This is a genomic window from Rhodococcus sp. NPDC055112, assembly GCF_053607505.1.
This window is the reverse complement of the sequence record NZ_JBSGTR010000079.1, coordinates 1-21,437: the sequence shown is the minus strand read 5'-3', so window position 1 is coordinate 21,437 and position 21,437 is coordinate 1. Positions and strand designations below refer to the sequence as shown.

20 protein-coding genes and 1 pseudogene are annotated in these 21,437 nt (G+C 68.2%); 16 read left to right on the top strand and 5 right to left on the bottom strand.

Annotated elements, in window-relative coordinates; all coding sequences use genetic code 11:
- From ACWFRB_RS24255 to ACWFRB_RS24245, 3 genes and pseudogenes are all read left to right on the top strand, one after another.
- Positions 1-96 (top strand): annotated as a pseudogene (locus tag ACWFRB_RS24255) (superoxide dismutase); the annotation flags it as partial.
- Positions 97-205: 109 nt separating this feature from the next.
- Positions 206-1,654, top strand: coding sequence for an FAD-binding protein (locus tag ACWFRB_RS24250; RefSeq protein WP_452643788.1), 1,449 nt, complete (start codon positions 206-208; stop codon positions 1,652-1,654).
- Entirely contained in the window at positions 1,651-2,412 is a 762-nt protein-coding gene (locus ACWFRB_RS24245; RefSeq protein ID WP_452643787.1) for a decaprenylphospho-beta-D-erythro-pentofuranosid-2-ulose 2-reductase, read from the top strand. Before ACWFRB_RS24250 ends, ACWFRB_RS24245 begins: the two co-directional genes overlap by 4 nt.
- A gap of 90 nt (positions 2,413-2,502) precedes the next feature.
- Here ACWFRB_RS24245 and ACWFRB_RS24240 read toward each other — a convergent pair whose 3' ends face one another.
- The gene (locus ACWFRB_RS24240; RefSeq protein WP_452643786.1) at positions 2,503-2,739 is read right to left on the bottom strand and encodes a hypothetical protein; all 237 of its coding nucleotides are present in this window, start codon (positions 2,737-2,739) and stop codon (positions 2,503-2,505) included.
- 282 nt (positions 2,740-3,021) lie between these two features.
- On the opposite strand from ACWFRB_RS24240, the gene ACWFRB_RS24235 reads away from it, so the two are divergent.
- Positions 3,022-4,866, top strand: a complete 1,845-nt coding sequence (locus ACWFRB_RS24235; protein ID WP_452643789.1) for a galactan 5-O-arabinofuranosyltransferase — start codon at positions 3,022-3,024, stop codon at positions 4,864-4,866.
- 52 nt (positions 4,867-4,918) lie between these two features.
- Here ACWFRB_RS24235 and ACWFRB_RS24230 read toward each other — a convergent pair whose 3' ends face one another.
- Together ACWFRB_RS24230 and ACWFRB_RS24225 are read right to left on the bottom strand one after the other, a co-directional pair.
- Entirely contained in the window at positions 4,919-5,359 is a 441-nt protein-coding gene (locus ACWFRB_RS24230; protein WP_452643785.1) for a DoxX family protein, read from the bottom strand.
- 95 nt (positions 5,360-5,454) lie between these two features.
- Positions 5,455-5,925: a MarR family winged helix-turn-helix transcriptional regulator gene (locus ACWFRB_RS24225; RefSeq protein ID WP_452643784.1), complete on the bottom strand. Its 471-nt coding sequence runs from the start codon at positions 5,923-5,925 to the stop codon at positions 5,455-5,457.
- A gap of 83 nt (positions 5,926-6,008) precedes the next feature.
- Between ACWFRB_RS24225 and ACWFRB_RS24220 the strand changes: the two genes are divergently transcribed.
- From ACWFRB_RS24220 to ACWFRB_RS24205, 4 genes are all read left to right on the top strand, one after another.
- A complete protein-coding gene (locus ACWFRB_RS24220) occupies positions 6,009-6,560 on the top strand; it encodes a carboxymuconolactone decarboxylase family protein (protein ID WP_452643783.1) in 552 nt (183 codons plus the stop codon).
- 130 nt (positions 6,561-6,690) lie between these two features.
- Positions 6,691-7,374 (top strand): TetR/AcrR family transcriptional regulator, encoded by a 684-nt coding sequence (locus ACWFRB_RS24215; RefSeq protein ID WP_452643782.1) that lies wholly within the window; start codon positions 6,691-6,693, stop codon positions 7,372-7,374.
- Positions 7,375-7,430: 56 nt separating this feature from the next.
- Positions 7,431-8,669, top strand: coding sequence for a serine hydrolase domain-containing protein (locus tag ACWFRB_RS24210; RefSeq protein WP_452643781.1), 1,239 nt, complete (start codon positions 7,431-7,433; stop codon positions 8,667-8,669).
- A gap of 407 nt (positions 8,670-9,076) precedes the next feature.
- On the top strand, positions 9,077-10,528 hold the full coding sequence (locus tag ACWFRB_RS24205) for a trypsin-like peptidase domain-containing protein (RefSeq protein ID WP_452643780.1): 1,452 nt from the start codon (positions 9,077-9,079) through the stop codon (positions 10,526-10,528).
- Positions 10,529-10,559: 31 nt separating this feature from the next.
- Here the strand turns inward: ACWFRB_RS24205 and ACWFRB_RS24200 are convergent, their stop codons facing one another.
- Positions 10,560-11,150, bottom strand: coding sequence for a TIGR03086 family metal-binding protein (locus ACWFRB_RS24200; RefSeq protein ID WP_452643779.1), 591 nt, complete (start codon positions 11,148-11,150; stop codon positions 10,560-10,562).
- Positions 11,147-12,133: a sigma-70 family RNA polymerase sigma factor gene (locus ACWFRB_RS24195; protein WP_452643778.1), complete on the bottom strand. Its 987-nt coding sequence runs from the start codon at positions 12,131-12,133 to the stop codon at positions 11,147-11,149. Before ACWFRB_RS24195 ends, ACWFRB_RS24200 begins: the two co-directional genes overlap by 4 nt.
- A gap of 213 nt (positions 12,134-12,346) precedes the next feature.
- Between ACWFRB_RS24195 and ACWFRB_RS24190 the strand changes: the two genes are divergently transcribed.
- The 8 genes from ACWFRB_RS24190 (at position 12,347) to ACWFRB_RS24155 (ending at position 21,378) form a co-directional block, all read left to right on the top strand.
- Positions 12,347-12,979: a TetR family transcriptional regulator gene (locus ACWFRB_RS24190; RefSeq protein WP_452643777.1), complete on the top strand. Its 633-nt coding sequence runs from the start codon at positions 12,347-12,349 to the stop codon at positions 12,977-12,979.
- A complete protein-coding gene (locus ACWFRB_RS24185; RefSeq protein WP_452643776.1) occupies positions 12,976-13,938 on the top strand; it encodes a TauD/TfdA dioxygenase family protein in 963 nt (320 codons plus the stop codon). Before ACWFRB_RS24190 ends, ACWFRB_RS24185 begins: the two co-directional genes overlap by 4 nt.
- Positions 13,939-13,963: 25 nt before the next feature.
- Positions 13,964-15,436: an MFS transporter gene (locus ACWFRB_RS24180; RefSeq protein ID WP_452643775.1), complete on the top strand. Its 1,473-nt coding sequence runs from the start codon at positions 13,964-13,966 to the stop codon at positions 15,434-15,436.
- Positions 15,437-15,547: 111 nt separating this feature from the next.
- On the top strand, positions 15,548-17,161 hold the full coding sequence (locus tag ACWFRB_RS24175) for an acyl-CoA synthetase (RefSeq protein ID WP_452643774.1): 1,614 nt from the start codon (positions 15,548-15,550) through the stop codon (positions 17,159-17,161).
- 50 nt (positions 17,162-17,211) lie between these two features.
- Positions 17,212-19,398 carry an acyl-CoA dehydrogenase gene (locus ACWFRB_RS24170; RefSeq protein WP_452643773.1) on the top strand — a complete coding sequence of 729 codons (2,187 nt, stop codon included), beginning with the start codon at positions 17,212-17,214 and terminating at the stop codon, positions 19,396-19,398.
- Positions 19,399-19,513: 115 nt separating this feature from the next.
- The gene (locus ACWFRB_RS24165; protein ID WP_452643772.1) at positions 19,514-20,662 is read left to right on the top strand and encodes a steroid 3-ketoacyl-CoA thiolase; all 1,149 of its coding nucleotides are present in this window, start codon (positions 19,514-19,516) and stop codon (positions 20,660-20,662) included.
- Positions 20,663-20,710: 48 nt separating this feature from the next.
- Positions 20,711-21,064, top strand: coding sequence for a YidH family protein (locus ACWFRB_RS24160; protein ID WP_452643771.1), 354 nt, complete (start codon positions 20,711-20,713; stop codon positions 21,062-21,064).
- The gene (locus tag ACWFRB_RS24155; protein WP_452643770.1) at positions 21,061-21,378 is read left to right on the top strand and encodes a DUF202 domain-containing protein; all 318 of its coding nucleotides are present in this window, start codon (positions 21,061-21,063) and stop codon (positions 21,376-21,378) included. Before ACWFRB_RS24160 ends, ACWFRB_RS24155 begins: the two co-directional genes overlap by 4 nt.
- Positions 21,379-21,437 lie beyond the last annotated feature (59 nt).

Sequence of the window (21,437 nt, the reverse complement as noted above, 5' to 3'; positions counted from 1 at the left end):
GACTACGTCAACGCCTTCTGGAACATCGTCAACTGGAACGACGTCGCAGCCCGCTTCGACCGCGCCCGCACCCAGACCGCAGGCCTCATCGTCTAGGCGACTGCGCGCGAGTGTGCAGCTACCGGGCCAAATGTCGAGTGGCGGCGGCCATATCTGCACACTCGCCAGGGGTCGGATCCGCTACCGCCAGGTAACCTCTACAACGATGTCCACGACAGCTGAAGAGTCCCCGGCCGCCGCCGTGCAGCCGCAGCCTCTGACCACCCAGACCCGCACCCTGACCGGCTGGGGGCGCACCGCGCCCACCACCGCCGAGGTGCTGTCCACGCCCGACGTCGAGGTGATCGCCAGCGCGGTCGCGCAGGTCGCCGAGCAGAACGAGGGCAAGCCCTCCTACCTGCGGCGCGGCGTCATCGCCCGCGGGCTCGGCCGCTCCTACGGCGACCCGGCGCAGAACGCGGGCGGCCTGGTCATCGACATGAATGCGCTCAACCGCATTCATCGCATCGATCGCGACACCGCCCTGGTGGACGTCGACGCCGGTGTGAACCTGGACCAGCTGATGAAGGCGGCCCTGCCGTTCGGTCTGTGGGTTCCGGTGCTGCCCGGCACCCGTCAGGTCACCATCGGCGGCGCCATCGGCTCCGACATCCACGGCAAGAACCACCACAGCGCGGGCAGCTTCGGCAACCACGTCGTGTCGCTGGACCTGCTGACCGCCGACGGCAAGGTCCGCACGCTCACCCCCAAGGGCGGGCGCAACGATCCCAAGGGCGCGCTCTTCTGGGCGACGGTCGGCGGCATGGGCCTGACGGGCATCATCCTGCGCGCCACCATCAAGATGACGCCCACCGAGACGGCCTACTTCATCGCCGACGGTGACGTCACCAACAGCCTCGACGAGACCATCGCGCTGCACAGCGACGGCTCCGAGGCCAACTACGAGTACTCCAGCGCCTGGTTCGACGCGATCTCCGCGCCGCCGAAGCTGGGTCGCGCCGCCATCTCGCGCGGCTCGCTGGCGAAGCTCGATCAGCTTCCCGCCAAGCTGCAGAAGAACCCGCTCGCGTTCGACGCGCCGCAGCTGTTGACGTTCCCCGACGTCTTCCCGAACGGCCTGGCCAACAAGTTCAACTTCACCGCGATCGGCGAACTCTGGTTCCGCAAGTCCGGCACCTACCGCGGCAAGGTCCAGAATCTGACGCAGTTCTACCACCCGCTCGACATGTTCGGTGAGTGGAACCGCGCCTACGGTTCGAACGGGTTCCTGCAGTACCAGTTCGTGGTGCCGCCGGAGGCTGTCGAGGAGTTCAAGAAGATCATCGTCGACATCCAGCGCTCCGGGCACTACTCGTTCCTCAACGTGTTCAAGCTGTTCGGCGAGGGCAACCAGGCGCCGCTGAGCTTCCCGATGGCCGGCTGGAACATCTGCGTCGACTTCCGGATCAAGCCGGGCCTGAACGAGTTCGTCACCGAACTCGACAAGCGCGTGCTCGAGTTCGGTGGCCGGCTGTACACCGCCAAGGACTCGCGGACCACCGCCGAGACCTTCCACGCCATGTACCCGCGGATCGACGAGTGGATCGCGACCCGCCGAAAGTACGACCCCACAGGCGTTTTCGCCTCCGATATGTCCAGAAGGTTGGAACTGTGATCAACGCCGTGGGTAACCCCCAGACCCTGCTGCTCCTCGGCGGCACCTCCGAGATCGGCCTGGCGATCTGCGAGGAGTACCTGAAGAAGGCTCCGATGCGGGTGATCCTGGCCGCGCTGCCGGGCGATCCGGGCCGCGACGCCGCCGTCGCCCAGCTGAAGGCCAAGGGCGCCACCGAGGTCGAGGTCGTCGACTTCGACGCCGTGGACACCGAGTCGCACCCGAAGGTGATCGACGCGGCCTGGTCCAAGGGCGACGTCGACGTCGCGATCGTCGCGTTCGCGCTGGACGGCGACGCGGAGGAGCTGTGGCAGAACCAGCGCAAGGCCGTGCTGGTGGCCAACGTCAACTACACCGCGGCGGTGTCGGTCGGTGTTCTCGTCGGCGAGAAGATGAAGGCGCAGGGCTTCGGCCGCATCATCGCGATGTCGTCGGTCGCCGGTGAGCGCGTCAAGCGCGCCAACTTCGTCTACGGCTCCACCAAGGCCGGCCTCGACGGCTTCTACCTCGGCCTGGGCGAGGCCCTCGCCCAGTTCGGACCGAAGGTCACCGTGGTCCGCCCCGGCATGGTGCGCACCCAGTTCAGCGCGCACGTCAAGGAAGCCCCGCTGACGGTCAACAAGGACATCGTCGCCACGCTCGCCGTTGCCGCGTCCGACAAGGGCAAGGAGATCGTCTGGACGCCGGGACCCTGGCGCTTCGTGATGATGGCGCTGCGGCACGTGCCGCGGGCGATCTTCCGCAAGCTGCCGGTCTAGCCTCGCGACTTCACGCCACGAATCGGCCCCACCACGTGCATCGTGGTGGGGCCGATTCGTCGCTCGGGCGGGGCCGGGCCGCACGTTCGCTCATCCGGGCATGACCCGCCGCCATTGGCCGTTGCTCTCGCAGGTCTGGTAGCTGCCGTCCGGGAGATAGATCTTGCTGCCGACGGCGTGTTCCTTGCCGTTGTGCACACACACGACCGCCTGCGTTGCGTGCACAGGGCTGCGGACCTCCGCCTGGGCGACCGAGGCGGTGGCGGCGATCGATCCCGCGGCGACGAGTAACGAGACGCCGAGGGTCTTTGCGGTTCGAGAGATCATGTGTGGCTTTCCGTCGATGTCGGGTCTGGGTGGACTACAACAAATATGGGGCCGCGCGGCCCGCGCCACCAGGCACCCAAGGGTGCCGATTCGGCCACCCCCGTTGACCCCGACAAGGGTCAGCGGCGGTCGATCTGCGGCGCTCGCGTCCGGCTTCCTTTCGGTTCACTAAGCTCAGTGGTCGTGACTGACGCTCCCGCAGCTCCGATCCCCGACACAGCTCCGAGCACGTCCGCGGCCCGCAGGGATCCGCTGCGGCGCGCGGTGTCCACCGCCGGGGAGATGGGGCTGGCTGCGGTCGTCGCGGCCGCCGTCGCCGCGGTCGGGCTGATCGCCTTCGGGCTGGTGGACTGGCCGGCATTCAACTCTTCCAACGTCACCCAGGCACTGACCACGGTCGGTCAGGTCGTAACGCTGGCGGCCCTGGCACTGTCGGTGTGGCTGCTGCGGGCCCGCCGCGCGGTGGTCGCGGCGAAACTGCTGTCGTGGGCCGCGCTGTCCGGCTTCGTCACCGTCACCCTCGGGATGCCGCTGGCCGCGACGAAGCTGTACCTGCACGGCATCTCGGTGGACCAGGAGTTCCGCACAGAGTTCCTCACCCGGATGACGGACACCGCCGCGCTCGACGACATGACCTACGCGGATCTGCCCTCGTTCTACCCGGCGGGCTGGTTCTGGGTCGGCGGCCGGGTCGCGAATCTGCTCGGCATGGAGGGCTGGGAAGCGTTCAAGCCGTATGCGATCGCCTCCATCGCGGTGGCCGCCGTCGTGTCGCTGGTGTTGTGGTCGAAGCTCATCCGCGACCACCTGGCAGTGCTGGTCGCGACGGCCGTGACGGCGATCGCGCTTGCCTACGCCTCCCCCGAGCCGTACAGCGCGGTCCTCGTGGTGCTGCTGCCGCCGGTGCTGGTGCTCGCCTGGGGCGGGCTGTACCGACCGGGCCGGAGGGGCGCCGACGGCTGGGGCGCGATCGTCGGGACGGGCATCTTCCTCGGCATCGCCGCCACCTTCTACACCCTGTACCTCGGCTGGGCGGCGTTCGCGGTGACGCTGATGGCCGTGCTCGCCGCCGCGCTCGCGGTGCGCGCGAAAGGGATGCGGGCGGCGCTGGACCCGCTGCTCCGACTCGCGGTGGCGGGGGTGATCGCCGGGCTCATCGCACTGATCGTGTGGCTGCCGTACCTGAACGCGATGCGCACCGGCGCGACGGCGAGCTCGGGCACGGCACTGCACTACCTGCCCGATGCCGGCGCCCGGCTGCCCCTGCCGATGTTCCACTTCTCGCTGATCGGCGGCCTGTGCCTGCTCGGCACGGTGTGGCTGGTCGGCCGCGCCGCCTCCTCCAGGCGCGCGCAGGCGCTCGGGATCGGCGTCGTCGCCGTGTACGCCTGGTGGCTGCTGTCGATGGCCGTGACGGCGATCGGCAACACCCTGCTGTCCTTCCGCCTCGAACCGGTGCTGCTGGTACTGCTCGGCGCCGCAGGCGTTTTCGGGTTCCTCGACTTCGCGCGCTGGACGATCCTGGCAACCAGCGAGAACCCGCGGGTCCGGACCGCGATCGTCGCGATCGGTGCGCTGGGGGCGGTGGCGTTCGCCCAGAACATCCCGCAGGTGCTCGCCTCGGAGATCACCACCGCGTACACCGACACCGACGGCAACGGCGAGCGGGGGGACAAGCGGCCGCCCGGCGCCGCCTCCTACTACGACGAGGTCGACGCGGCGATCACCGCACAGCGCCCGGGACCGCGCTCCGACACCGTGGTGCTCACCGCCGACACCAGCTTCCTCAGCTTCTACCCGTACTTCGGCTTCCAGGGGCTGACCTCGCACTACGCGAACCCGTTGGCGCAGTTCGACCGCCGTGCCGCCGCGATCGCCGACTGGGCCGAGACCGAGAGCCCCGATGCACTGGTCCAGGCAATGGACCAAAGCCCCTGGCGTACACCGGATGTGTTCGTCTTCCGCAAGGGGGCCGACGGCTACACGCTGCGCCTCGCCGAGGACGTGTACCCCAACGATCCGAACGTGCGCCGCTACACCGTGACCTTCCCGGAGAAGCTGTTCGACGACCCCCGGTTCACCACCACCGAGGTCGGGCCGTTCGTGATCATCACCCGGGTGGGCTGAAAATGACTGTCCCCCACACCGGTTCGGTGTGGGGGACGGAATGCGAGGCGGGTCAGCCGCGAACGAGCGGCATGATCGCGCGCACCCGCAGATCGCGCAGGTACAGCCCGCCCCACACCAGGATGCCGAAGTAGATCGGCGCGAGGGTGGTACTCAGGATGGGCTGCTCGGTGACCAGGTTGGTGGCCACGGCACCGCCGAGATAGCCGGTCAGCAGGACCGCACCGAGGATCGACGTGACCGGCACGACGTAGAGGGCGAGGCAGATCAGCAGCACCACGCCGAAGACCCTGTTCAGGCTCGGGTCGAACCCGAGATCGGCCATCGCGGTGCGCACCTGCTCGACGTTGGCGATGTGGGTGAGCGAGTCGAAGAGGAAGAACACGACGACCAGACCGGTGATGATCAGGCCGGCGATGCGGGCTCGCCGCGAGGGGGCGGCGGATCCGGAGGCGGCCGGTGCGGTGGTCGTGGCGTGAGGCGTGGTGGTCATGGCGGGCTCCGATGCTGGATTGCTTCGTGCACGGCGCGCGAAGCGGTTGCCATATAGACCGGCGACGACCGCAAAACTCATCGCGCACGGCTCAATTATCCGCCGAACCAGGCCTGCGCATCGAGTCGGAAGCCCTGACCTGCGGTAACGGTGCGCAGGTCGGACTCCAACGCGCGCAGCCGTTCCGGCCCGATCGTCGCAGCCCAGTCCGCCTGCAACCGGTCGAAGGCGACCGCGGAGCGTCGCAGGCTGTCGAGTCCCCGCTCCGTGAGCACCACCCGCTTGCTGCGGGCGTCCGACGGGTCGCTCTCGCGCGCCACGTAGCCGAGGCCCTCGAGCCGATCGACCGTCTTGCCCGCCGCCTGCTTGGAGACGCCCAGCCTGCGCCCCAGCTCGCTCGCGCTGGTCCCCGCGAGACCGATGGCCTGCATCGCGAATCCGTACGCGGGGCGCAAGTCCGGGTGCCCCTCCTCGGCCAACTGGCGATGCACCTCGTCGATCAGGGTCCGGAATCCGGAGAACAGCAGCAGCGGCAGCTCGTAGCCGGGGCTCTCATCGACGGCCACGGCGCACCCCTTGCCGTATTTCGACAACCATGTTTACTATATGGACAACCACGTTGACGATATTACCGCAGAGAGGCCACCCGATGTCCTTCACCCGCCACACCGCCGAGACCGCCCCCGCCACCGCCCGCCCGACCCTGGCGGCCATCGAGGGGAAGTTCGGGTTCCTGCCCGCCCCCGCGGCGCTCATGTCGGAATCGCCCGAGCTGTTGCAGGCCTTCACCCGGTCGAACGCACTGTTCGAGCGCAGCACGCTCACCGAACTCGAACGCGAGGTACTGGTCCTGACCATCGCGACGCGCAACGAGTGTCACGTCTGCGTCGCCCTGCACACGGCCTCGCTCACCCGGGCCGCGGCGCCGGTGGAGCTGGTCACGGCCCTGCGCGCCCGGCAGCCGCTCTCCGACCCGCGGCTCGATGCCCTCCGCGTGTTCACGCTGGCGGTCGTGGACGCGGCGGGTGGCGTGAGCGAGGCGCAGATGCGGACGTTCCTCGACCGCGGCTTCACGCGCCGCAACGCCCTCGAGGTGGTGCTGGGGGTCGGCGCCTACACGCTGTCCACGTTCGCCAACCGGATGACCGAGGCGCCGCTGGACGACGCGTTCGCGCCGTTCGCCTGGGAGGGCGCCGCGTAGCACTTTCGCGAATCGCCCCCGCCGCCACACCAGTGATGTCACCATTGATGACAACACTGATGACAGGCGACCCGTGAGTCCTTCCGGTCCCTGAGCGGACCAGAAGGACTCACGGCAGGAGGGGTGCAGGATGGTCGAGGACGGTTCGCGCACGCGATTGACGCCCGAGGTGATCGTGGACGCCGCCGTGCGGATCGCCGCGCGGGGCCGCCCCGACGGACTGACCGGGCGCGCCCTCGGCGAGGAGCTCGGCGTCGACCGGTCGGCGGTCTGGCGACACTTCGCCGACAAGGACGCGCTCCTGCGTGCCGTCGGCGACCGCCTGCTGACGATGGCGCACGATCGGGTCCCCGCCGGACTCGGTCCGAAGCAGCGGATGGAACACCTCGCCGGCGCGGTGGTCGCGGTGTTCACCGACCATCCCCATGTCGGCGCCGCCGTGGCGCCGCGCACCACGCGCGGGCCGGGCGAGTTCGCCCTTGTCGAGTTGATGCTCACCGCGCTCGGCGAACTGGGGCTGGAACCGGCGGATGTGGTCCGCTACCAACGGATGATGGCCGAGTCCGTGCTGTCCTACGCGGGGATGCGGGCCGGCCACGCGCTGCTACCGGACAATCTGCGCGCGGGCGACGAACACGCATGGGCCCACGAGTACGTGAGCGCGGACCCGGCGCGGTACCCCGCGATCGCCGCACACGCACCGGCCCTGGCCGAGGTGGGCCCGGACCTGGTGCTCGCCACCATGATCGAGGCGTTCTGGACGGCCCTCGACGCCAGGACCAACACCGCGACCGCCCGCGTACGCACGGACTGACCGCGCCCGCACGGCGCCGAAGACCCACCCACACCGATATCGAGGATCACCCACGCATGACCGAACCCAGCACCACCACCGAGCCAACCACCACCGCTGCCGAGCCCCCCACCGCCACCGAGCGGCCTCGCAGGCGTTCCCGGCTGCGCACGGCCGCGATCGTCGTCCCGGTGGTCGCCGCGACGCTGGTGGCGTCGACCTATGCCGCGACGGCCGCCCTCGACATCCCGGCGCCCCCGACCCTGGCCCGACTGCTGACCGATGCACCGTCGAAGCAGGGCGAGCTGTATCCGGCCCGTGCGGTGGCGGCCTCGCCCGATCCCGCTCCGCTGCGGGTGAACTCGGTTCCGCTGCCGGAGACGGTTCCGTGGAAGGGCGGGCAGATCCCGGTCGCGCAATTCCTCGAGACCACGAACACGAATGCCTTCCTGGTGCTGCGCGACGGCGCGCTCACCCACGAGTGGTACCGCGACGGCGTCGGGCCCACGACGCCGCTGTCGTCGTGGTCGATGGCCAAATCCGTTGTCTCGCTGCTGATCGGACAGGCAATCGGCGCTGGCAAGCTCAGCGAGGACGACCGGCTCGTCGACGTCCTGCCGGAGCTCGCCACCGGCGGGGAGTACGACACCGTGACGGTGCGGCACCTGCTGGACATGACCGCGGGCGTCGATGTGTCCGAGAACTACAACCCGTACTGGCCGCTGACCGGCACGGCCCGGATGTACCTGACCCGGGACCTCGACGAGTTCGTCGCCGACCACCGCGAGGTCACGTCCACGCCCGGCAGCGAGGGCGACTACCGGAGCGTCGAGACCCAGCTCCTTGGACAGGTGCTGGCCCGGGTCGAGGGCAAGCCGCTCACCGAGTTGCTCGAGCGGAACCTGTGGGCGCCGATCGGCGCCGAGGACGGCGCCACCTGGAACCTCGACCGGGAGGGCGGCCAGGAGAAGGCGTTCTGCTGCCTCAACGCGACCGCCCGCGACTACGCCAAGATCGGCCAGCTCGTCCTCGACGGCGGGCGCGCGGGTGACTCCCAGGTCATCCCGACCGCCTGGATCGAACGCATCAGCACCCCTGCCCCGCACCAGGTCTCGAGCTCGCCGTGGGGCTACTCCGCGCAGTGGTGGCACCCCACCTCCGACAGCCCCGACCTGTCCGCACTCGGCATCTACGGCCAGTACACCTACGTCGACCCGGCCACCGGCACCGTCATCGTCAAGCTCAGCGACCACGGCACCGAACAGGACGAGCAGGCGACGTTCGAGGTGCTCCGGGCCATCGCCGCGGCCCGGTAGCCCTCCCGATCACGACCCGCGGGCAGCAGCGCCGCCGAGATCGTTCGGACAGTGAAAGACCCGTGCCTATCTCGCATGGGATGAGTAGACTCGAGACAACCGACCCACCGGTCTACCTGTGCGGTGTCAGAAAATGACGATCGGCAATCCGGCGCGATGTCGGTGCCGCCGCTCGACGTGCCGGGGTGATCGCACTGGGTACACAGAATCGAACTGAGGGTGCCACGGGCAGCAGCCCGGTCCAGGCCGATTCGACGAACGTGTGGACGCGTCGACGCCCCTGGGTGCTCTCGGAGTAATCCCGAGCCCATGCCGTTCATGTGCAGCCAGTCTCGCACCTCCAGGCGGAGTCAGTCATGTCCGATCGTCGACGGCGCACGAGATGCGCCCTGTTGTGCGCACTTCCCATGGCATTGTTGATCGGGTCGCCAGGTACCGCCCTCGGCGACACCGCCCCTCCCGAGCAGCCCCAGGCGAACCCGGAAGAGATGGCTGCCGCCCTCATACGGCCGGCGGTGACATACATCGACGCCGCAGCCAAGGGATGGATCCGACTGCCGGACGGCAAGGTCGTCGGCCCGTACGAGACCGGTTGGCGGTGTACGGGATTCGTGGTGAACCCCGACGGCTGGGTGGCGACCGCGGGGCACTGCGCCGGAGGTGCGCGAGAGGCGATCATCCGAGAAGCCGTGACCCAGGCGGCCGCGACGGATCCGACCGTCGACCCGGACAAGCTCTTCGACACCGTGATGGCCAACGACCGCGTCGAGGGCGAACTCGGCGGCTCCGAACCGGAAATGAAGCTCACGGTGACATACGGCACCGGAAAGGGCACGACCCTTCCTGCCGACGTGGTCGACGTGCGGCCGCCCGAAAAGGGCGACGTCGCCCTGCTCAAGGTGCAGGAGGACAACCTGCCGTCCTCCGAGTTGGGCACCGACTCCGACGTGTCGATCGGCACCCCGATCCTGTCGGTCGGCTACCCGGGAAGCACGGACAGGGTCACCGATCCGACGTTGGACCCGACCAACAAGAGCGGGAAGATCAGCAAGAAGTCGACCAGTGAGACCGTGCCCTATTACGAGGTCGATGCGGCGATCTCGCCCGGGATGAGCGGTGGCCCGACGATCGCACTCGACGGTGTGGTCCTCGGATTGAACAGCTTCAGCCCACGCGGGGAATCGCAGTCCTTCAACTTCATTGCGCCCGCGAGCGGTCTGACCGAGCTGATGACGGGAAAGGGCGTGGAATCGGCGCTCGGCCCGGCCGATACCGCCTACCGCAGTGGTCTCGACAACTACTACGCAGGCCGCTACACCGACGCGATCGCCGACTTCGACGAGGTCCTGTCGCTGTCACCGGACTATCCGGGGGCGTCGGACTACAAGACGAATGCCGTCAACAACCGGGAGCAGTACGGCGACACTGCGGCCTCGTCCAGCTCGAATCTCAAGTGGTACGCACTCGCCGGCCTCGCGGTGGCACTCGTAGCCATCGCCGCCTTCCTGGTGTTCCGCAGTCGTCGTGGCGCCACGGCAACAGCGGAGGCTCCTGCTTCGCAACCGATTCCGGGCGCCCCGCCGCAGACCGAGCCCACTGGGTCGACGCCCGCGCAGTTCACCGACGGCACGCCATCGCAAACGCCCGGCCCCCTCGGTGCACAACCCCCTGCCGCGGACGACCAGCGCGGAGGTCCCGGCGGGGAGGAGGGCGCCCCGCCGACGGTGCCCGAGTCTCCACACGAGGCGACTTCTACGCCCGAACCGGCAAAGGCCGAACCGCATTTCTGTGCATCATGCGGAGCCGAGCATCATCCGAATGAGAAGTTCTGCCCCAACTGCGGGACGGCGATCGGCTGAGGAAGGCCCTTCCGCCAGCCGATCGCCACGATCAACCGGACACCCGGCCCAGGAACGCCAGCAACCGCTCCCCCGGGCCCGCTCCCCGCGAGGCGTCCACCGGCGACCCGAATCGCGCCGGCCGGTCCGCCTCGGTGACGAAAAGCGTTGCACAGGTGAGCAGCTCCTCGGCAAGATCCGGCGGGATCGGCCGGTCCCGACCGCACGCCCTCGCGACGTCCCACCCGTGCACGGCGATCTCCAGCGCACCGGCGGCGGGCACGATGCCCGCCGCCATCGAGACGCCACCGATCTGGATCCCCTCGGGATCACCCGATCGCGCCCACGACCCGAGCAGTCGGCAGGCACGATCGCACAGCGCCGCAACGGGATCGGCTGCGAGATCGGGCCCGGCCGCGGCCGGCGCCAGCGCGATGTGGTGGTCCAGGGCGGCCTCCTGCAAGGTGCCGAGGGCGTCGTTCATGTGCGCCAACAGCTCTCGCAGGTCCCACCCGCGGCAAGGGGTGGCCCTGCCCATCGACTCCTCGGTCACGAGCTGCAGGCTGCCCACCGTGTAGGCGATCGAACGCTCCAGCAGCGCGACCGGGTCGGCCAACGGCCACGCCACCGCGGCGCCGGTCATGACCCGGCCGGCAGCGTCTCGGGCAGTCCGAACTTGCCGAACAGCGACACGTCGAAGAACACGGTCACATGGCCGATCCCGGACGGCCCCAGCGAGACCACCTGCAGCTGGAAGGCGGAGTACCCACCATCGGGGTTCCGCATGTACATCGCGAACGCGGGCTGCCCGTTCGACACCGTGGGGATCAGCTTCATGTCCCCCGGACCCTGTGCGGGACAGTTGTTCTCGATCAGGGTGCGGATGGCGTCGGGACCCTGGTACCAGCCGACGAAGGGCGGCATCTCCCAGACGGCATCCTGGGTGAACAGCTCCTTGAGCGCGGCCATGTCGTAGGTCTCGAAGGCCGCCATGTACCGGTCGAGCAACTCGCGCTGGTCCGGCGCGACCGGCTCGACGACGGCGTCCTCGGCGGGCGCGGCCTGATCGATCTGCGCGCGGGCCCGTTGCAGCGCGCTGTTCACGGCCGCCGTGCTGATACCGAGCAGTTCCCCGACCTCCGCGGCGGGCCAGGCCAGCACCTCGCGCAGGATCAGCACCGCCCGCTGCTTCGGCGGCAGGAACTGCAGCGCGGCGATCAGTGCCAGCCGGATGCTCTCGCGGGACGTGGCGACCACCGCGGGGTCGCTCGCGGCGGTGCCGAGCAGGGCGTCGGGGATCGGCTCGAGCCAGGGCACCTCGCCCTGCTCGACGAGCTCGCCTGCGGGATCCGAGCTCGGCGCGCCGAGGCCGGTGGGCAGCGGTCGCTTGCCCTTGCTCTCCAGCGCGGTCAAGCAGGTGGTCGTCGCGATCCGGTACAACCAGGTACGCAGCGACGAGCGCCCCTCGAACTTCTCGTACGCGCGCCACGCCTTCAGGTACACCTCCTGGACCAGGTCCTCGGCGTCGTGCACCGAACCGGACATCCGATAACAGTGCGCCAGCAGCTCGCGCCGATACGGCTCCGCCAGCGGAGCGAAGTCCTCCTGGACCGCGCTGTCGGTCATGGTCCCCACCTCTCGTTTTGTGCGTCGTCATCCATACAGACTCGCCGGCGGTCCAAAACTCATCGCGATCCGGCGATGAGGTTCGAGATCGGGGCCGGTGCGTACCAGTGAACACCTTCCGAGACGGGAGGGTTCTCGCATTTGTCCGTCGGCTCGCAGCCCGCTTCGAGACGGGCATTGACACAATTAAGGCCATGGCCTTAATCTGCCCTTGTGACCAGGACCACATCGCGCGAGGCCATGATCGATGCAGCCGAACAGATCGTTGCCGAAAAAGGACTGCCCGCACTGACGCTCAAGGACGTCCAGATCGCGGCGGGGCAATCGAACAAGTCGGCGGCGAAGTACCACTTCGGGTCCCGGGAGGGACTGATCGAGGCCGTCGTCGAGGCACGCGGGTCGGCCGTGAATGCCCGGCGGCAGGCGCTACTCGACGAGTTGGAGGGCCACGGAACCCCGCTGACCGCGCGGCAGGCGGTGGAGGCGATGGTGTGGCCGCTGGCTGCCGAGACGCTGAGCCGTCCCGGAAGTCGGTATGCCCGGTTCCTGGTCCAGGCGCTGTTCGACCCCGCACTGGCAGACCTGATCAAGCAACACCTGAGCTCGGAAAGCTACAGGCGCGTACATCAGCTGATGGCCGACGCCTGCCAGGCACCGCACGAGACCGCGGAATGGCGCGCCGTGAACGTGGTCGTGTTCAGCCTCGCCGTTCTCGCCGCGCACGAGAGCAGCAACCGCACGCAAGACCAGAAAACGGCGACCGTCACCGATCTCATCGACAGCTGCGTCGCCATCCTCGAGACCGCATCGTCCACAGACACCGGAACCCAAGGAGTCAGTCCATGACCTATGCACTTCCCGTCACCGCCGTACCCACCCCCACCGATCCGCTCGCGGCCTACGGTCCACTGGTTGCCACGAGAATGCCGGAAACCCTGGAAGAGCGTCCGTACGAGCTGTTCACGCTCACGCCGCACACACCGACCATCGGTGCGGAGATCTCGGGGATCAGGCTGAGCGGCGACCTCTCCGATGAGGTGCTCGCCGAACTGCGCCGCGCACTGCTGGAATGGAAGGTCCTGTTCTTCCGCGATCAGGACATCGATCGCAGCGAGCACCGAGACTTCGCGGCACGGTGGGGCGAGCTCGAGCAGCACCCGTTCTTCAAGTACACCCAGCCCGGTCAGAGCGATGCCGATGTGGCCACCCTGGCCAAGGACGCGATGTCGGTCGGAGTGGAGAACGTCTGGCACAACGACGTCACCTGGCACGAATTCCCTTCGTATGCAGCGGTTCTGCGGGCCGTCGAGATCCCCTCCGTTGGTGGAGACACGCTGTGGGCGGACACCGGCGCCGCCTATGACCTGCTGCCGGAGGACATCCGGGCCCGGATCGACGGCCTCGAGGCCGAACACGACTGGATGCAATCGTTCGGGATCAGGATGCCGGAGGAGGCGGTGGCGCAGCTCCGCCCGCACTTTCCGCCGGTCACCCACCCCGTTGTGCGGGTGATACCCGAGTCGGGCCGTCGCGTGCTGTTCGTCAATTCCGCTTTCACACAGCGGATTCTGGGCGTCTCGGAGGATGAGTCGAACGAACTCCTCCGGCTGCTGTACCGGCACGTCCAGCGTCCCGAGTTCCAGGTGCGTCTGCGGTGGCAGAAGGACACGATCGCCTTCTGGGACAACCGATCCTGCCAGCACTACGCCGCAAGCGATTACTTCCCGGAGCGCCGGGTCATGGAGCGCATCTCGATCGTCGGCGACACCCCTGTGGGCGTGTCCGGTCCGAGCGATCGGATGTGAACGGGTGGAGTCACAAGTCGCATCCATGAGCCGGGGCCGCATCATCACGGTGCTCGCCTTCATCATTCTGCTGTCGGAGATCGCCACATTCGAGATCCTCATGGTTCTCCCGGCGTTGCCACACATGGCACCCGCATTCCAGACCCTGAACATCGCATGGGTCGTCTCTATCGTGACGCTGGCGGGCGGCACCATGATGCCGCTCGTCGGTAAGGCCTCGGACAAATGGGGCAAGAAGCGAGTGATTCTCTCGCTTGCCGTGTTCTTCATCGCGGGAAGTGTGCTGTGCGCGGTGGCGACGTCGTTCGCCATGTTGATGGCCGGACGAATCTTGCAGGGCTCGTTGATGGGAATCGTCACGATCTCCTATGGCTTGATTCGCGACATCATTCCGCGTGACGTCGTGCCGGTCGCCCTCGGCGCCGCGGTCACGGGGATCGGGATGTCGGCAATCGCGAGTCCGTTCATCGCCGGCTGGCTCATCGACCACACCGGGTACCAGGGAATCTTCTGGTTCATGGCGGCCTACGTGACTGTCCTGATCCCCTTCTATGCACTGATCGTGCCGGAGAGCCCGGTACGCGTTGACCGGCCACTGGACTACCTCGGGGTCGTCCTGCTCGGTCCGGGGATCGGCATCATGCTCGTCGGCATCACCAGGGGCGCGCGAGTCGGGTGGACCGATGCCCTGACCCTCTCTGCCCTGATCGGCGGAGCCGCAATGCTGGTGGGATTCGTTGTGTGGCAACGCTTTGCGCCCAACCCCCTGATCGACCTAAACGTCTTGTTCGGCAGGAGGTTCGGTCCGACCGTGCTCGCGGTGGCCTGCATCGCGTACATGATGAGCGCCCATTCTCTACTGATCCCGACCATGTTGCAGACCCCCGCGGGTCTACCTGGGATCAGCTACGGTTCGGGGCTGTCCGCGATGCAATTCGCCATCTGGACCTGCCCGCTCGGCATCGCGTCGATGTTCGCGGGCCCGCTCGGCGGCATCATCTCCAAGCGAATCGGCGCACGATATGTGCTGTTGACCGCGGCCGTGTTGTTCCTGGTCGTGATGTTCCTGGGTTCGCGCCTGTTCACGATCCAGTGGCAGGTCGCGGTCATGAGTTCCATCATGGGTTTCGCCGTCGGATTCCTGCACTCGTCGAATGCGAACCTGATTCAGGACGCGCTGCCTGCCTCGCAGGGCGGCATCGGCAACGCGATCAGTGGCATGGGTTCGCTGTTGGCCGGCGGGATCGCGACCACCCTGACCGGGGTGGTGATGTCACGCCACGTGCTGGCGGTGAACCCGCAGACGCACGCCGTGCTGTACGCCGACACCGCGATCACCCGTGGCTACCTTTACGCCTCCATCGTCGGCGCCGTTGGTCTCGGCGTCGCGCTGATCATGCGGCACGGTCGCACTCCGGCGCAGGGCGGTTTGCAGCAGGACACACCGGACGCCATCGGTGTCGTCGAACCCGTCAGCCTTGCCCCGACCACTCCGTGACGACCGGTCACCCGTCATTCTCCGGCCGAGCAACCGCAATTGTCGTTCCGCTTCGCCGTGTCAGACCACTGCGCACCTTCTCACCGTGCGAATACTCCTGAAGGACCAGCCATGTCACTCAACCTCGCGGATCTCACCGAAGCGCTCATCGATGGGGTTCCAGACAAGATCGCACTCGTGTGCGGCGACGACACCCGGACGTTCATCGAGTTCGATGCCGGCGCGAATCAGATCGCCCACCACCTCGCAGCTCAAGGAATCCAGCCAGGCGCACACGTCGGACTCCACGCCCGCAACAGCATCGAGTACGTCGAGTCGCTACTCGGGTGCCTCAAGGTGCGTGCGGTCCCGGTCAACGTCAACTACCGCTACATCGACGCCGAGCTGACGTACCTGTACAACAACGCACAACTGGCCGCCGTGGTCGCGGACGGCGAGTTCAGCGATGTCATCGCCGAGGTCCTGCCCAAGTGCCCCACGCTGCAACACATCGTGCTCATCGGCGAGGCTGCCGGCCCCGCGCTCTCGGCCGCCGCTGCTGCGGCGGGTGTATCGGTGGTCGACTTCCACGCGGCCGTCTCCGAGCAGTCACCCGCGCGAGACTTTCCCGAGCGCAGCAGCGACGACCGCTACATCATCTACACCGGCGGCACGACCGGCATGCCCAAGGGTGTCATGTGGCGCCACGAGGACTTCTACTTCGCCGCGCTGAGCGGGGGCAATCTCATGGGGGCACCGATTCTGTCCGGTGCCGAGTTGGCGGCCGTTGCGGCCGCCAACTCGGACCCGCTGTCCTACCTGCTCACCGCGCCGCTCATGCACGGCGCGGCGGCCTACTCACTGTTCACCTGCATGTTCATGGGCTCCAAGCATGTGCTCATGCCCAAGTTCGAGCCCGTGGAGGCGCTCAGGCTCATCGAGAAGCACAAGCTCCGCTGCGTTCAGCTCGTCGGCGACGCGATCGCCCGGCCGCTCGCCGACGCGATCGCCGAGAACCGTGACCGCTTCGACCTCAGCTCACTGTGGGCCATCGGCTCAGGTGGAGCGCTCTGGTCGGCCAGCGTGCGCGAGCAGCTTCAGGAACTACTTCCGAATATTATGTTGCGCAACGGTTTCGGATCATCCGAGTCCGGAAATGATGGTGAGCTCAAGGCGAGCGAGGACGGACTGCTGCGGATGTCGCCGTCACCGAAGGTGCGCGTCGTCGACGCCGACTTCGCGACGATCGTTCCCGGCTCGGAGGAGATCGGCTATCTCGCGCACGTCGGGCACGTCCCGATCGGGTACTTCGGCGATCCGGAGAAGAGCGCAGCGACGTTCCCGGTGGTCGACGGCGTCCGCATGTCCGTGCTCGGTGACCTCGCCCGCGTCGAGGAGGACGGCTCGATCATCGTCCTGGGCCGCGGCTCCTCGTGCATCAACACCGGTGGCGAGAAGGTCTACGCAGAGGAGGTCGAGGAGGCGATCAAGGCTCATCCCGACGTACTCGACGCGGTCGTCGCGGGGATCGCCGATCCGACCTATGGCCAACGGGTCTCGGCCGTGATCCAGGCCCGCGACGGCGTTGACGCACCCGACCGCGACGATCTCATCGCGCACTGCCGCACGCACATCGCCGGTTACAAGGTGCCGCGCACCGTCGTGGTGGTCCCCGAGATCGTCCGCTCGCCAAGCGGAAAGGCGGACTACCGCTGGGCGAAGGCAACTCTCGAGGCCGCTGGTTGACCTCTCGGAGCGCCACCGACATCGATTTCCCCTACTTCTGAGGATTGTTCATGACCATTGGAATGAGTGACGAGGACCGCGAACTCCGCGATTCCGTGCGCGGGTGGGCTGCCCGCCACGCCACCCCGACCGTGATCCGGGAGGCCGTCGAGGCCAAGAGCGAGACCTGCCCCGCCTTCTGGGGCTCGCTCGCCGAGCTCGGCCTGTTGGGCCTGCACCTGCCCGAGGAGGTCGGCGGCGCCGGCTACGGGCTGCTCGAAACCGCCATCGTCGCCGAGGAACTCGGCCGAGCCATGGTGCCGGGCCCGTTCCTGCCGACGGTGATCGTCTCGGCGGTCCTGCACGAGGCCGGCCGCATCACCGACCTGCCCGGTCTGGCCGACGGCACCGTGTCCGGCGCCGTGTCGCTACAGCCCGGCGCGCTGAAGATCACCCGTGACGGCGGAAAGGTCACTCTGTCCGGCACGTCCAGCCATGTCCTCGGCGGCCAGGTGGGCGACGTGTTCCTGCTCGCCGCCAGCGACAACGCCGGCGACCTCGCGTTCGCCCTCGTCGACCGCGACCGTCTCGAGGTGACCGACCTGCCGAGCCACGATGTGGTGCGCCGCAACGCCGAGGTGACCGTCGACGGCCTCGCCCTCGCGGACGGCGAGGTGCTCACGCTGGATTCGCGGCGGATCCTCGACATCGCGGCGACCCTGTTCTCCGCCGAGGCGTCGGGTCTCGCGGACTGGTCCACCACGACCGCCGCCGACTACGCGCGGGTGCGGCAACAGTTCGGCCGGGTGATCGGCCAATTCCAGGGCGTCAAGCACAAGGCCGCCCGCATGCTCGCCCTCACCGAGCAGGCTCGCGTCTCCGCGTGGGACGCCGCCCGCGCCCTGGACGAGGACACCGAGGACCGCGAGGCCTCGCTGGCCGCCGCGGTCGCGGCGGCGGTCGCACCGGAGGCGGCGTTCCAGGTCGCCAAGGACTGCATCCAGATCCTCGGCGGCATCGGCTACACCTGGGAGCACGACGCCCACCTGTATTTGCGGCGGGCGCAGTCCCTACGGATCCTGCTCGGTGCCACCGCATCCTGGAAACGCCGCGTCGCACAACTGACCCTTCAGGGTGTGCGCCGGGTGCTCAGCGTCGAGCTACCGCCGGAGGCCGAGCAGGTCCGCGCCGAGGTCCGGACCGAACTGGCACCCGCCCTCGACCTGGAGGGCGGCGAACGCAAGACGTACCTGGCCGAGCGCGGGTACACCGCTCCGCACCTGCCCGCGCCGTGGGGCAAGGGCGCCGACGCGGTCACCCAACTCGTCATCGCGCAGGAACTGCGGGCAACCGAGCTCACCCCGCACGACATGATCATCGGCAACTGGGTGATCCCCACGCTGATCGCGCACGGCAACGACGGACAGCTGCAGCGTTTCGTGCCGCCGTCGCTGCGCGGGGACATCGTGTGGTGTCAGCTGTTCTCCGAACCCGGCGCCGGCTCCGACCTGGCCTCCCTGTCCACCAAGGCGACCAAGGTCGACGGCGGCTGGAAGCTCAACGGCCAGAAGGTGTGGACGTCGATGGCCCGCACCGCGGACTGGGGCATCTGCCTGGCCCGCACCGACGCCGACGTCCCCAAGCACAAGGGCCTGTCCTACTTCCTCATCGACATCAAGAACAGTGGCCTCGACATCCGCCCGCTGCGCGAGATCACCGGCGAGGCACTGTTCAACGAGGTGTTCTTCGACGACGTGTTCGTTCCCGACGAATGCCTGGTCGGCGAGCCCGGCGACGGTTGGAAGCTGGCCCGCACCACCCTCGCCAACGAGCGGGTCTCGCTGTCGAACGACTCCTCGCTCGGGTCCGGTGGCGAGGCGCTGCTGGACCTGGCCGCCGAGCTCCCGAACTGCCTCGACTACGAGCAGCTGACCGTGCTCGGGAAGGTGTTGTGCGATGCGCAGTGCGGTGGCCTGCTCGGGCTGCGCACCACCCTGCGCTCCCTTGCCGGCGGGCAGCCCGGCGCGGAGTCGTCCATCGCGAAACTGCTGGGCGTCGAGCACATCCAGCAGGTGTGGGAGATCGCGATGGAGTGGGCCGGCCCGAGCGCACTGCTGGGCGACCAGGGCCGGTCCGCGACGCGGATGTTCCTGAGCTCGCAGAATCTGTCCATCGCAGGCGGCACCACCAATGTGCAGCTGAACATCATCGGCGAGCGACTCCTGGGTCTCCCCCGAGATCCCGAGCCCGGAAGGTGACTCCGACCCCGGTGCATCAACGAGATCCATTCCAGAAGCCGTCCATCGATCACGCGGGCGGATACGAGACACGACGTCCACAGAGCTGGGCGTCGCCAATGCGCGAGGAGAAGTTGTGGGTAAACCGGTAATCGTGGATGCTGCTCGATCGCCGAACGGTCGGCGGGGCGGTTGGCTGTCCGGACTGCACGCGGCGGAACTGCTGGCGGCCGTCCAGTCGGGGCTGCTCGAACGCCTGCAGCTGGACCCGAACATCATCGAGCAGGTAATCGGCGGATGTGTGACACAGGCGGGTGAACAGGCATCGAACGTCAGCCGCACCGCATGGCTGCACGCCGGCCTGCCCGAGCGCACCGGTGTGACGACAATCGATGCGCAGTGCGGCTCCGGGCAGCAGTCGGTGAACCTGATCGCGGCCCAGATCGCGGCAGGCGTCATCGAGGCGGGCATGGCGTGCGGCGTCGAGGCGATGTCGCGGGTTCCGTTGTTGTCCAACATCTCGGGGGATGTCGGCAGTCCCCGACCGCAGGGATGGACAGTCGACATCCCCGCCCAGTTCCTCGGCGCCGACCGTATCGCGCGGCGCCGCGGGTTCACCCGCCAGGACCTGGATGAATTCGGTCTCCGGTCGCAGCAGCGGGCCGCGCTCGCGTGGGAGAAGGGCCTGTTCGACCAGCAGATCATCCCTGTCAAGGCGCCTGGAACCGACGGAGGCGCGGCCACCGTCATCGCGCGCGACCAGGGGTTGCGTGAGACGTCGATGGAAGCCCTCGGGCGCCTGAAGCCCGTGCTCGACGACGGTCTGCACACCGCGGGTACCTCGTCGCAGATCTCGGACGGCGCGGCCGCCGCGGTGCTGATGGACGAGACCGTGGCACGAGGACTCGGACTGCGTCCGCGGGCCCGAATCGTCAAGCAATGCTTGATCGGTGCCGAGCCCCATTTCCTCCTGGACGGGCCCGTCCAGGCGGTCGAGCTCCTGCTCGAGCGTTCGCGGATGTCGGTGAAGGACATCGACCTGTTCGAGGTCAATGAGGCATTCGCTGCGGTCCCGATGTCGATGGCGCTGGTCCATGGCGTCGACGAGGACCGGCTCAACGTCAACGGTGGCGCGATCGCACTGGGGCACCCGGTCGGATCGTCCGGGGTACGACTCATCGCGGCAGCGATCGACGAGCTGGAGCGCCGTGATGGTGAGCGGGCGCTCGTCGCCGTGTGTGCCGGCGGCGCGATGGCGAGCGGGGCAATCATCGAGCGGATATGACGTCCGGCGACGCTGAGCACGGACGGATGAAGGAGAGGACGACGCGCGATGGATGAGGCGAAACACATGGTGGCGGAGAGTGAGCCGGATTATCGCTTCACCCTCGCCAACGAGCGGACGTTCCTGGCGTGGATTCGCACCGCGCTGTGCCTCCTCGCCGGGGCGGTCGCTGTCCACCAGTTGGTTTCGCCGTTCCGAATGCAGGGCACTCGCTCGGCCGTTGTCCTTGCGTGCGTGGGTCTTTCGATCATCCTCGCGTGTGGCGCGTACTTTCAGTGGCGTGCCGTGCAACGCGCGATGCGGCGGGACGAGCCGCTGCCGAGCTCCGCGCTGGTTCCTATCCTGGCGGTGGGTGCGGGCACCATCGCCGTGCTCACGAGCGCTGCGCTGATCCTCTCGTGACCCCGACACCGACACGAGACCCCGGCCTGCAGGTCGAACGCACGTCGCTCGCCTGGCGTCGAACCGCGCTGTCCGCGCTGGCGGGCGCTGCACTCTTCGTCAACCAGGTCGTGCAGCGGGGATGGAGCACCGCGGCACTCCCCTGGCTGCTGGCGGCGAGCATGATGCTGGGGCTGACGGTGATCGGTCACCGTCGGGCACGCCGGCTGCGCGAGGAAAGAACGACCGCCAACAGTCACTCGGTGACGGCGGGCGCGTGTGTGGTCGGCCTGGGCGCCTTGTCGGCGGGCATGGCCGCCCTGTTGTCCCGATGATGCCCTTGCCCCACACACATCGAAATCGGCCCCCGGCCTGGCGAACTGAGCTGTTCGCC